The 12,859-nt window shown below is 55.9% G+C and carries 8 protein-coding genes and 1 pseudogene; 7 read left to right on the top strand and 2 right to left on the bottom strand.

Going from position 1 to position 12,859, the window contains the following annotated elements; translation table 11 throughout:
• The first annotated feature begins 3 nt into the window (after window positions 1-3).
• The 7 genes from ATY77_RS19910 (at window position 4) to ATY77_RS19880 (ending at window position 9,222) form a co-directional block, all read left to right on the top strand.
• Window positions 4-1,002 (top strand): ABC transporter permease, encoded by a 999-nt coding sequence (locus tag ATY77_RS19910; protein ID WP_088688502.1) that lies wholly within the window; start codon window positions 4-6, stop codon window positions 1,000-1,002.
• Between the two features lie 62 nt (window positions 1,003-1,064).
• Window positions 1,065-2,165 carry an NAD(P)-dependent alcohol dehydrogenase gene (locus ATY77_RS19905; protein WP_088688501.1) on the top strand — a complete coding sequence of 367 codons (1,101 nt, stop codon included), beginning with the start codon at window positions 1,065-1,067 and terminating at the stop codon, window positions 2,163-2,165.
• A gap of 11 nt (window positions 2,166-2,176) precedes the next feature.
• Complete coding sequence (locus tag ATY77_RS19900) at window positions 2,177-2,488, top strand: putative quinol monooxygenase (RefSeq protein ID WP_088688500.1); 312 nt, start codon at window positions 2,177-2,179, stop codon at window positions 2,486-2,488.
• A gap of 70 nt (window positions 2,489-2,558) precedes the next feature.
• Window positions 2,559-3,821 carry an NAD(P)/FAD-dependent oxidoreductase gene (locus ATY77_RS19895; protein ID WP_088688499.1) on the top strand — a complete coding sequence of 421 codons (1,263 nt, stop codon included), beginning with the start codon at window positions 2,559-2,561 and terminating at the stop codon, window positions 3,819-3,821.
• A 655-nt stretch (window positions 3,822-4,476) separates the two neighbouring features.
• On the top strand, window positions 4,477-5,133 hold the full coding sequence (locus ATY77_RS19890) for an SDR family oxidoreductase (RefSeq protein ID WP_183621733.1): 657 nt from the start codon (window positions 4,477-4,479) through the stop codon (window positions 5,131-5,133).
• A gap of 183 nt (window positions 5,134-5,316) precedes the next feature.
• Window positions 5,317-7,833, top strand: a complete 2,517-nt coding sequence (locus ATY77_RS19885; protein ID WP_088688498.1) for a HAMP domain-containing methyl-accepting chemotaxis protein — start codon at window positions 5,317-5,319, stop codon at window positions 7,831-7,833.
• A gap of 270 nt (window positions 7,834-8,103) precedes the next feature.
• On the top strand, window positions 8,104-9,222 hold the full coding sequence (locus ATY77_RS19880; RefSeq protein WP_088688604.1) for an ABC transporter substrate-binding protein: 1,119 nt from the start codon (window positions 8,104-8,106) through the stop codon (window positions 9,220-9,222).
• A 442-nt stretch (window positions 9,223-9,664) separates the two neighbouring features.
• On the opposite strand, the pseudogene ATY77_RS19875 reads toward ATY77_RS19880, so the two are convergent.
• Window positions 9,665-10,005: pseudogene (locus tag ATY77_RS19875) on the bottom strand (IS6 family transposase); the annotation flags it as partial.
• Window positions 10,006-10,028: 23 nt separating this feature from the next.
• Window positions 10,029-12,743, bottom strand: coding sequence for an EAL domain-containing protein (locus ATY77_RS19870; RefSeq protein WP_088688497.1), 2,715 nt, complete (start codon window positions 12,741-12,743; stop codon window positions 10,029-10,031).
• Window positions 12,744-12,859: the final 116 nt, after the last annotated feature.

The raw sequence follows: 12,859 nt of genomic DNA, 5'->3' as shown, positions 1-12,859 counted from the left end.
GAGATGGACCTCTCGATGACCACAACGGATGCGAAAATTGTGACGCCATCGCGCACTCTCACCGCCAGGCGCATACTTTCCTGGGTGCTCGGTTTGCCCCCGGCATATTACGTGCTCGCAATCCTGATCGCTGTGGCCCCCGCTGTAAGCGCGACGCTGATCAATCCAAACTATTGGTTCGTGATCCTGAAACAGTCAGCACCGCTTGGGATCGCGGTGCTGGCGCAATCTCTTGTCATGCGGGTGCGTTCTATTGATCTCTCGGTCAGTGGCGTTTTTGCTTTTTCGATCTATCTCGCCAGCTCCGGGCTCCTCAACAGTTACCCGCCCTTCGTCACGGTCCTGATGCCGATCGTCATCGGCCTTGCCGTCGGTCTGATCAACGGCGCCCTCGTGGCCTATGTCCGCGCCTCCGCGGTCATCGCGACGCTGAGCGTATCGGCGATCCTCATCGGGATCATCCAATTCATGAGTTCGGGCCGTGCACCGGGTTCGACACCAAGCTGGCTTCGCGTCCTGACGAGCGGGAACATCTACGGCCTGTCTTACTCCGTGATCGTCTGGATCGGGATTTCCGTTCTCGTCGCATTAGCGTTCCGCTTCTTGATCCTCGGGCGCTACTTCCGCGCTGTCGGCGACAATCCAAGGGCGGCGGAGATAACAGGCATACCTCTGGCCCGCACGATTTTTGTCTCCCATACGCTTGCGGGCACGCTGACAGGCATCGCCGCCCTGGTTCAGGTGTCGGCTCTGGCCGTTGGCACGATCAAGCCCGGCTTCGACACCTTCATGAACGCTCTCGCCGCGACGATTCTCGGTGGGGTGACGTTCGGCGTCGACCGCGGTGGCGTCGCGGGGCCTTTCGTGGCGGTCGTCGCCTTCAGTTTCCTCTTCGCGATGTTGACGGTGTTCGGCATCCAGGAGCCCGGCAAGCTGATCGTCCAGGGCGGGATCATCGCGCTTGCTGCGATCATTTACGGAGCACGCGTCGGTCGCGTCTAGCCGCAAGGATCTGCCAAACAGGTCATTCCCGGTGTCAACGCGGGAGAATGCAGGAGATAAGAATGGTGAAGATAACGGCGGCCGTGGCCGCAAAACCGAAAGCTCCGCTTGAGTTTCGTGAACTTGAGCTGGCGGATCCAGAAGGCAATGAAATTCTCGTGCGGACGGTCGCCACGGGCATCTGCCATACCGACCTGTTGCTCCGTGATGGGATATTTGGACCTCCCGCCCCGGTCATACCAGGACATGAAGGTGTTGGTATCGTCGAGGCCATCGGGGCGGACGTCCAAGATTTAAGGGTGGGCGACCACGTTGCGCTCAGCCAGAGTTCATGTGGCTTCTGCGGCGATTGCCGGCGCTCTCACCCGATGAACTGCCAGAACTACACCCAGTACAATCTGACGGGGCTTCGTCCGAACGGCAAGAAGGCCTTGCTGTGTGATGAAGTCGGCATCGGCAGCAACTTTGTCGGCCAGTCATCCTTCGCGACCCACATCCTGGCGACTGAAAACAACGCCGCGCAGCTTCCCAAGGATTTCGACCTGACGAATGCGGCCCCGCTCGGTTGCGGCATGGCAACGGGAGCAGGTACCGTCATCAACGCCATGAAGCCGGAGATCGGTCAAACCATTGCCGTGTTCGGCGCGGGAGCGGTCGGCATGGCTGCGGTGATGGCCGCCAAGGTCCGGCGGTGCAGCAAGATCATCATCATCGACCTGAACGAGCAGCGTTTGGCCATGGCTGAGACGTTGGGCGCGACCCACGCTATCAACGGCAGGGACCCAGACGTCGTGGAGCAGATCCACGCCTTGACGGGCGGCGGTGCCGATTTTGCCATCGACGCCGTGGGTATCATTCCCGTCATCCTGAACACGATCAAATGCACGCGGGCAGGGGGTCATGTCGTCCTCCTCGGGCTCGACGCGCTCGGCAAGGATATTCCAATCCCGCTGGACCTCATGGTCTTCAACCGGAAAATTCAGGGTGCCATCCTCGGGGATCAGATCCCGCAGCTCTTCATCCCCCAACTGGTCGAACTAAACCAGGCCGGCCTGTTCCCGTTCCAGAAGCTGATCACAAAGTATCCGTTCGAGAAAATCAACGAGGCCATCGCCGATGCCGAAGCTGGCCGCGTGATCAAGCCCGTCATCGTCTTCAATTAGGAGCTTCCCACATGCCATCGAGCAAGTCCGACGAACAGCATCTCATCGTTGAGTTTAAAACATCGACGCGTAACCGGGACCGTGTCAAAACACTGCTCCAGGAGTTTGTCGGCCCTGCCCGCGAGGAAGAGGGCTGCCTCTACTACAATCTCTACCAGCGCTCCGACGAGCCGAATACGTTCTTCATTCTCGATGGTTGGGCAAACGAGGAGGCAGCCGCGCGTCACGGAGAATCTGCGAACGTCAAGCGTGTTCTCGAACCGTTGCTTCCGTTGCTGGTAAGCCCCCCTTCCATCATTGTGAGCAGTCGCATCAGCGACTGAGCTTGCGATCGTGCAACACCGAAGGACGCGCTCGAGGTGGGTTTTTTTCAAAGGCTCGCGGGAGGACGAAATGGAGCATCGAGTTGTCATCGTGGGAGGCGGTTTCGCCGGTCTCCAATTGGCCAAGGATCTCAAATGTCCAAACCTTTCGATCACGATCGTCGACAGACGCAATCATCACCTGTTCCAGCCGCTGCTCTATCAGGTCGCAACGACCGTCCTGGCGACCTCCGAGATTGCCTGGCCCATTCGCGCAGTCTTCCGTGGAAGGAAAGATGTCACAACGCTTCTTGGCGAGGTCGTGGGCGTCGATGTCGAGAAGCGGCTCGTCTCGCTCAAGGGCGGTCATGCCATTCCCTACGATACCCTTGTTCTCGCAACAGGGGCCCGTCACGCGTATTTCGGCCGGGATGAATGGGAGCCTTTTGCGCCCGGACTGAAGGCGTTGGAAGACGCCACCACCATCCGCCGTCGTCTTCTCCTGGCGTTCGAAAAGGCGGAGCTGGAAACCGATCCCCAAGCGCGGGCCGCAATGCTGACCTTCTCGATAATCGGCGCCGGACCGACAGGCGTCGAGATGGCCGGGATCATCGCCGAACTGGCTCAAAGGACGCTTGTCGAGGAATTCAGAAACATCGATACGACTTTGGCGCGTATTCTTCTTGTAGAGGCAGGACCGCGTGTTCTGCCTGTTTTCCACGAGGCGTTATCGCAATACGCCGAGCGATCCCTTGCGTCGATGGGCGTCGAGGTTCGCACGGGACGGCCGGTAACCGACTGCACCGAGGAAGGTATATCGATCGGGGACGAGTTCGTCCCGAGCCGTACGGTCATATGGGCGGCGGGCGTGCAGGCATCCAAGGCCGCCGTATGGGTCGGGGCGGAGACAGATCGAGCAGGGCGGGCTATCGTGCAGCCCGACCTCACGATCTCAGAACACCCGGAGATCTTCGTTGTCGGCGATACCGCGAGCGTTAAGACCGGCGAGGGAATGCCGGTTCCTGGTATCGCTCCTGCCGCAAAGCAGCAGGGAAAATACGTCGCCCAGGTGATCAACGCCCGCCTTAAGCAGCGCTCAGCGCCGCCTCCCTTCAAGTACAGGCATCTTGGTAATCTTGCCACCATAGGGCCAAGCTCCGCGGTGATCGATTTCGGCAGGCTTCGGCTCAAGGGCTCCATCGCCTGGTGGATCTGGGGCTTTGCCCACATCTACTTTTTGATCGGAACACGGAGCCGCATGGCGGTCGCGCTGAGCTGGCTTTGGGCATTTACCTCCGGACACCACTCTGCCCGCCTTATTACCCAGAAGGAGACGCTGAAGGACGAGGTCTAGCAGGGATTTATCAGTGACGTGGCGGAAGCACGCCACGCTTTCGTGAGCATTGCGCGGAACGACCTTGTCACCTGCAGCTATTGAAGGAACGAAACATGAGCGAGTTTTTGAAAGACAGCATTATCATTCCACCGACCTCGACCGTGGAACGCGAGAATGCGAGTGCCTATCTGAAGGCCAGTCTGCAATAGACGTTGACGCGCTCGACGATGCTGCGCGTGCAAGCGTTGAGGGCCAAACGAATGCATACGCGTCAGAGAGCCGCGTGTGAAAGCGTAGGACTTTCCGGAAAGATGCCGTTCCCCAGAGACATCCACGGGCTGTTCCATGGAAGGTCCAACTGTGGCACGGCGAGACCAAACCGGCGCGGGCCAAAGACCTCGTGAAACCGGATCGCTGGATTGTCCGTCGATCATCTTCCATGTCCTCATGGCTTGGGGTCGGAGAGGCGGGAGACAACGTGATTTGGAGATAAGTGTGTGGTGGTTTCCCTGTTGAGATACGAACGAGTTGCTGGATCTCACGGTTTCACACATGGACCGTTTTCCGCGTGAAACCAGGATCTAAGGCTCACAACGCTTGCCGGACGCCGCCGACGGAAGGGTTTATCCAAGGAGGACAAACCGATGCCGGCTCTCATGCAGGCAAAGTATGCGTGTTGGTGGGCGCGTCAAACCCAGTCGGTTTCTGTCTTGCGCAGTCTTTCCTCGAAACTGGCTACCGTGTCGCCGTAGGTGACCTCGACCCTTCAGACTTCAGTTCATTAACCGCAGTCTCGGGGACGAATTTGTTTCCGGTTAAGGTCAATTTGAATAGGGACGTGTATGTCAATTCAATGGTCGATCAGGTCTACCTACGCTGGAGCCGGGTCGATATTCTGGTGAACATAGCCTTCCGTCGCCGTGAATGCGCCGAACCGCTTTCCGCTACGGATCTTGGGCTTGATGCCGTCTCCAACCTGATAAGGGTGACAAGTGCTTTCGGCTCCCGCCTCCAGGGAGAGGAACTCGCTGTTGTGAATATCGCCTGGTTTGACGAGAAGTCGCTGCTAGAGGCCGACCGCGAAGCTGTGCTCCAAGCGGCCTTACGAACTACGACGAGTGCGATGGCGAAGAAGTATTTCGACTCGGGGCTTAGGATAAACGCTGTTCATACCAGAAATGCGCGTTCTACATCTTACGTTCAAAGTGAGACGCTTAGGACACTTGTTCAAGCTGTCCAATTCCTCGCAAATCCAGAACTGTCTGGAAAGCTCACGGGGAACGTCCTGCACATCGACCTGAAACCTGACGATAGTCCCTTCCGAAGATAACTCGAGAAGACATTAACTTGTCGTTAAAGTTGATAGTTTGAGCGTCAATTCGACGTGGAAATCCTAACAAGATGTAAAGCACTTTGCATTTCCGCATTCGAACTTTCTTCCTCTTCGTTTAGGTCGAATAACTAAAACTCCAGAAATGGGTGGCAGTGCCCGCTTTAGTCATCTGGAGGTTTTATGTTCGTCGATCGCTTGCTATCCGCTTTCAGCATCAGAGCGAAAGTCTTATTAGTACTGGTGCCGCTGGTCATGATCCTGGCGGCCGTCGGTGTCGTGAGCCTACAGGCGACCGGATTGCTGCAATCTCGCCTTCGGCTATCGAGCGAAGTTCTCGAGACTTTGAGCGGATTTCGGGACGTCTCTGAGAGCATGAACCGGTTTTTGGCGCAGAGTTCTACGGAGAACCGTGATGAGGCCCTGGCAAGTCTAAGGGGGCAGGGCGCCACGATGCTGTCGCTTCAGGAAGTCGCCACTGACGTTGGTAGTGACACTCGTGCTCTTGAAAGCAGTGAGTCCGCGATGTCCGCGATTTCTGACAGCATGGACCGCATGTGGTCCCTGCACAACGATGAGCTGTCCATTCGTCGTGACGTTGCCGCAAGCTTGACCGAGATCAAGCAGGTCGCGGCCGACCTGAAGCTGGCCGCGGTTAAAGTCCGTGCGCAGGTCCGCAACCAGGAAAACTCTGGCAAAACGATGCTCAGAGAGGCTACCCGCTCAATCGACACGGCGGCAATTATGCAGCGGTTGTCGGAAAATTTGGTGAATCTGCCGGCCAGCGCGATGCAAACCCCCGAGGCACAGCAACAGGCGCTCATGATCAAAAAGGCGATGAAAACCGTCAAGCGCGTCGTTGCAACGGGCGATGGTGGACAAGCAGTCGCAAACTTGGAACAGGCAATCTCCAGCGTCGTCGCCAATTCCGGGCTGGATAGCGCTTTCCGTCACAGCCTAGGGATCGACCTTAGTGCGTTTGCCCCGCGACTGCGAGATCACGCCATACAGCATATGATCGAGGGAACCCACGCAGTTCGAGCCTTGGATAAGCCATTGGCGGAATCGGAGACGCTCATTGCGGCAGTGGCATCGGTAGGCCAGGATGCCGATTCGATAGAGATTGAGATAAACAACCTGTTGCGGGCGGCCAGCATTGAAAACCAGGAGCGACTCATTGAGCAGCTTACGAAACTGACTCGTGACACCGTAGCGGTTGGAGGCGTAGCCGGTTCATTGCCAGACTTCCCCAAAATGGAGGAGGTCCTCTACTTACAGGGGAATGCCATCGAACAGAATACCGAGAAGTTGGTCAAGATCGCGGAAGGGCGGCAGGCGCAATACGCAGAGGCGGATAAAACCGTCCAGTCGATATGGAAAAATCTCGTGTCGTTCGCGTCGACTCAGGAACATGACGCTCACCGGGAAAGTGATTTCGCCCGACTATTGTCCGCAGCTGCTACCGTCTCCGGTGTTTTGGTCGCCCTCTTGGCCGGAGCCGGCCTCATGGTGACATTGCGCGCTCCAATCGAACGGATCGCAAGGCGCATGCAGGGGCTAGCAACCGGTGATCTTCAATCAGACATCGTTGGCTGCCAGCGGAAAGACGAAATTGGCGATATGGCTCGCGCGCTTGAAGTTTTTCGCGGAAATGCGGTCTCGAAGCTCGAGGTTGAAGCCCGCGCGCAAGACGACCGTAAAACGGCTGATCAGGAGCGGACGGATCGTGAGTTTGAACGTGCTCAGCTTGAGAAAGAAGTGTCCAGCGCTGTACAAACACTCGGGGAGGCACTCTCTAGATTGGCGCGAGGAGACATCTCGCAGACCATCGACCGCCACTTCCATCCCAATCTCGAGCAACTGCGGCGTGACTTCAACCACTCACTGTGCGTCCTCAGGGATACCGTGTCCCATATCGACGAAAACACCCAACAAATCAAATGGGGAACCGACGAACTTTTCAAAGCCTCTGATGATTTGTCACGCCGGACTGAACGACAAGCTGCTTCCCTCGAAGAAACCGCAGCAGCCGTTGAGCAGGTGACTGCGACGGTGAGGAACTCCTCGGAGAATGCCTGCGAGACACAAGCGTTTGTTTCTGCAGTCAAGGAACATGCAGAGGGCGCGGCCATCATTGTAACTGATGCTATAAGCGCCATGGCACGAATTCAGGATGCATCTTACAAGATCGGTCAGATCATAGGATTGATCGATACGATTGCATTCCAGACGAACTTGCTTGCGCTGAATGCCGGCGTTGAAGCAGCTCGTGCCGGCGATGCTGGAAAAGGCTTCGCGGTCGTTGCACAAGAAGTACGCGAGCTTGCCCAAAGATCGTCAGCCGCAGCGCTCGAGATCCGGCAGTTGATTTCAGAATCTTCGTCAGAGGTGGCCGTCGGTTCGGATTACGTCGGCAGGACCGGGGAGGCTCTGCACAGTATAGCGGCATCAATCGTGCAGATTTCTGATCGCATCGACCAGATTGTGAGTTCCAGCCGCGAACAAGCGAGTTCGCTGGCTGAGATCAATAACAACGTCAATGTTCTTGATCAGGGGACGCAACAGAATGCAGCCATGGCTGAGCAGACAAACGCTGCAACGAAGACGCTTTCTGATCAGACTATCGAACTCAGCGAACGGCTTGCTGGGTTCAAGTTGACAGATGATAGGCCGGCTCATCGGGTAAGTCTCGCTGCATAAGGGAGCCGTAGTTAGATTCGAAGCATTCCGATGGCGCGCCATGCGGCCATCCAATCGAATGAAGGTCACATAACCGAGCGCACGATTTTGCTTCGATGCGCCGGTCTCTCTCCTGGTAGCTCTTTGTCGCTCTCCGTCCCGCAGGATTCAGCACAGCCGGGTCAACCTAAAGACAAAGAAACTATCTTCCAGTGCTCAGACTTTGAAAGGTGTCTATCCGTGTGCGTACGTGAGTTGATTATTGGATTTTTTCTCGCCGCAACGCTGGCCATGCCGCTGACGGTGAAGGCTGGTGGGCTTAGTGAACTGCCACGGGAAGAGCGGAAGACCTACGAGTTATTGGACCCGCGGTTGCCCACGGGAGAATCTGTATTTCGGAATTTCAGAGCAAAGCGAGCGCCACCGTGGAAAATTGGTTACGCCTCGAGCTACGCTGACAACACATGGCGTGCGAACGTCCTTGATGAGTTTACAAATGAGCTTCTGCCGACTTTTAAGAAAGCTGGGCTGGTATCCGAGCTCGTCGTTACACAGTCCAATCTCGATGATAACGCCCAGATCAGCCAAATGCGGCAGATGGTAGATGATGGTGTCGACGCCATAATCATATGCTGCTCCAACCTTACAGCGCTCAACCCGACAATAGAGTACGCCTATTCGAAAGGCGTGCCTGTTATCTCATACTCCGGTTATGTGACGTCGCCGTTCGCAATCAATGCGACAGAGAATAACATGCAAGGCGGTTTTGAGGCGTCAAAGTGGTTGGCTGAAGAGATCGAAGGCAGCGGCAATGTGTTGCTTGTGTCCGGAATCACTGGCTTCGCCTCCTCAGACAGCTTCCAAGTCGGCGCCACGAAAGCCTTGGAGTACTATCCCGAGATCAACGTCGTCGGACAGGTTGACGGGAAATGGACAGACAGCGTCGCACAATCAGAATTGCAGAAATTTCTCGCCGCTAACCCTGGCCGAATTGACGGTATTATTGTTCAGTCGGGAGCTGAGTCTGGTGTGATCAACGCCGTCCGCCAGTCCGGGCGCGAGATAGTGCCGATCGTGCTTGGCGGAGAGGCTTCGGCATCATGCTTCTGGCGTAAGAATCCTGAATTTGTAAGCAGGAGCTTTCACTTCTGGCCGCCGCGCTCCGAGGCTCGTTTCGTATGGGACGTGATGATGCGCACTCTGGAGGGCCAAGGTCCGAAGATACAGTCCATTCTGCGACCGGCAATTCCTTACACGATCGATGATGTAAAAGCGGATTTGCCAGCCGATTGCGATCCCAATACTGAAGACTGGCTCGAACCGAAGGATGCAGCTTGGTGGACTGCTGACGCTGCCGCTAAATATTTCGACAATCCAGCAGATCCGCTTTCTTGGCGGCCAACAAACTGATCTTGCACGCTGTATAGGCTGCGAAACGCTACCCCGCCCGGCCTGGGGCGGGGTTGACGACATGGTGGATGCCGCTGGTCGCGTCAGCAGGAATTATAGAAACAATCCGGTTCCGAAGAAAGGCCTGGGCACTCTCGCCCCGGATGCTGGGCATATTCTACTGGGCTGTTACTGATCCTGTTCCATAATATTGATTACCTGATTTTCGCTAAGCCTCTAGAATCATTGTATAAAGGTCACTTTCCTGCGCCCCCATTGGCGTGAAAATGACGGTCCGCCCTCGTCCCTCACATCGGAACATCAAATTCCGTGACGTTTATGCTTCGGCCTCGAGCGCATACTTCACGCGCACAATCAGCAGCGCCACGGCAACAATCACGATTGGAATGGAAACAAGCATCAGCAGCAGGCTGATGCGCGGCCCGCATGGCCGCCTGGTATAGCGGTGGCTTTGTATGAGCACATCCAGAACAGATCCGTCCTGATTTAGGGTTCGCCAGAGCCAGTGCTTCTTGTCACGGAAACGGCCTCATCCAGATGCCACTTGTGGCCGAGCCGACCGGAACTGCGGCGGCGAATGTCGTTGGCGAAGGTACGACCAAATTTACCTGCCCGCAGGCGGATCGTCTGGTGCGAGACAATGATTCCACGAGCGGCCGGCATGTCCTCGACCATCCCTAGGCTCAAAAGGGAAACGGAGATAAAGCCACACTGCGTGGGCAACAATTCAGCAGGAAAGCGGTGGCGGCGATAAGGTGGTCCCGGTCTGTCATGCTCAATCATCGCACAGCGAATCCCAAGGTCCGTTAACGTTTCGATGCCTCGGGGCGTGCGTTTGCGACGAGAAGTTCGGACTTCGGGACGGGCTTACTATAGTAGAACCCTTGTGCCACAGCGCAGCCGCTTTCAACCAAGAATTTTTCTTGATCGACCGTCTCCACGCCCTCAGCGACCACATTTTGCCCTAGGCAGCGCGCGATCGAGAGAATTGCCTTCACCAGTTCTCTACTTCGCTTGTCTGATCGATTGATGAATGACCGATCAATCTTCAGGGTATCAATGGGAAAGTTAGCCAAATAGCTCAGAGATGAGTAGCCGGTGCCGAAATCATCGATCGCTATGGAAATTCCGCTCGCATGCAATTGAGAGAGTGTCGTCGAAACGCCCTCGCAGTTGTGGAGCAGGAGACTCTCAGTTATTTCGACCTCGATCCACTCCGCAAGACAACCGGTTTCCTGCAATACGTCCGCGACCGTTTGCGACAAATGAGGGCATTGAAACTGCTTAGGAGACAAATTTATTGCGATCTTGTGCGGGGGCAGTCCATCTGCATTCATGATGGCAGCCGTGCGACACGCCTCATGCAGCACCCATCGTCCGAGATCGATGATCAGTCCGGTTTCCTCGGCGACACCTATGAATTCTCCCGGAGGGATCATTCCCATCTTCGGATGATGCCATCGAAGCAGTGCTTCTGAACCAATCACCTTTCCGTTGTCCAATAGGACCTTTGGCTGATAATGGAGTTCAAGTTGCCCATGTTTCATAGCTAGGCGTAGGTCTGATTCTAGCGCCAGGCGCTTTTCAGCCCCAATCGTGAGATCCCTTGAGTAGAATCGGAAGTTGCTACGCCCCGAACGCTTCGCTAAATACATCGCAGAATCTGCATATTTCACCAAATCGTCGGGAGCGTCGCCGTCATTTGGAAATACCGATATCCCGATGCTGCAGGATACAAAGATCTCCCTGTCGGAAAGCATGAAGCGTTCGCCGAATGCGGCGAGCATTCTGCTGGCAATTTGAGCCAAATCGTCATTGTCCTGAACATTCGGCAGCAAAACTGCAAATTCATCGCCACCGAGTCTCGCGACTGTGTCGCTGGCACGGACGCCTTCTTTCATGCGTGTCGCCACCTGCCGCAGCAAATCGTCACCGACGGGATGTCCCATAGTGTCATTGATCGCTTTGAAATGGTCCATGTCGATCAGCATCACCCCGGCTCGCTGGCCCGCCGAAGCCGCGTCCCTGATCATCTCGCGTAACTGCTCATTGAAAAGTGTCCGGTTAGGGAGGCCGGTCAGAGAATCATAGAATGCCATCTGACGGATTTTCTTACGGGACGTGTCCAGTTCGGTGATATCGCGGGCCACGCCGAGAATCCCGGTCAGCTTTCCCCCCGCGAATACCGGAACCTTACGAGTTTCCAAAAGCACTGATCGATCATCCTCGTGATCGGTGATCCGTTCCTCATTGATGAGAATACGGCCGGCTTGCATGGCCTCTTTATCCTTGTCCCGAAAAAACTGGGCGAGTTCGGGAGTAAACAGATCATAATCCGTTCTCCCGACGATTTCCGCTTCTGCCTTGCCGACCAATCCTTCGAAGGCATGATTGCACAACAGATATTTGCCTGTTACGTCTTTCAGCCATACCATGTCCGGAATGGTCTGCAGTACACTCAAGAGGCGAGTCCGAGCTTCAATGATTGTTCCCTCGGCGTGCTTTCGCTCTGTAATATCGCGAGATAACACAAGAAAAGTGACGGTTGAGTGATTGCTGCTTGGTCGCTTTGCGACCGACAGTTCAAACCAACGGGATTCGCCATTCGGAAGGGCGATACGGATACATCGACCGTAGGAGGCGCCGGTTTCATCGGCTTCTTCAAGAGCCAGCATAGCGATGTCGGCCTGATCTGGAAGGAGCGAATCGCGGACAAGCTTGCCGAGCAGCACCTCTTTTGGTTGCGCCAGGAGCTCCTGATCCCTGGCCCAGACCTGCAGGTAGCGACCGTCGGCATCTACCTCGAACAGAACGTCAGGAATGGCGGCGATAATTCCCTCTGCGAATTCAAGAGCCTCTTTGAGATCATGCTCCGTACGTTTCCGCTCTGTGATGTCCAACATCGCGCCAACCAAGCCGACCCTATTGCCAGCTATATCAGTGATCGCTGTTTTGCTGAGTAAAAGATCAACTACGCCACCATCTTCGGCGGTGGCCTTTGCTTCATATTGCTGAACACCGCCATTTGCAAAAAGCGCCTCGTCCAACGCGGCATACGTCTCGGCTATGGGTGCGGGTACCAAATCGAAAACGGTTTTTCCGATAATCTCTGCTCTTGAGCGACCGGAGAAGCTTTCAAACGCCCTGTTGCAACCAAGGTGTACCCCATCTCTGTTCTTGAAGAAGACGGGTAACGGGATCGCGTCGAGTACGACGGCACTGGACATCTCTTCGGCGTTGAATGGCATGTCGACGTTTATCTCAGGTTGCCGGGGGGGCGCCCGAAAAGACTTCTCAAAGGGTTGCCCAAGCCTCGCGACATCCTCGTCGTGACCGGGCGATGGCCGGACAATGGAGGCCTCCGAAAATGGCGGTGCCGTGCCCGTAGCAAGCGGAGGACTGGCATTGACCGCATTGCGTAAGGCGTGACGCCCCTGGATGTTTTGAGCATCAGTCGCCATCTGCGTTTCTACAGGCTGTCCGAGGCGGGATGTTAGTTCCGATTGACGTATCTGTTTCATGTGCCAAGTCCTCTTGTAACGTGGCTGAACAATCATGCGTCAAGCCAGGGTTTTGTTAGGACCGCACAAGTCATTTGGCGGAGTACCATGCCGCTACCCCACCGGGATATCGCTCT

The sequence above is a fragment of the Rhizobium sp. R634 genome, from assembly GCF_002211305.1.
Classification (GTDB): domain Bacteria; phylum Pseudomonadota; class Alphaproteobacteria; order Rhizobiales; family Rhizobiaceae; genus Rhizobium.
Note: the sequence above shows the minus strand (reverse complement) of the source record. Positions and strands in the feature narration are given on the sequence as shown.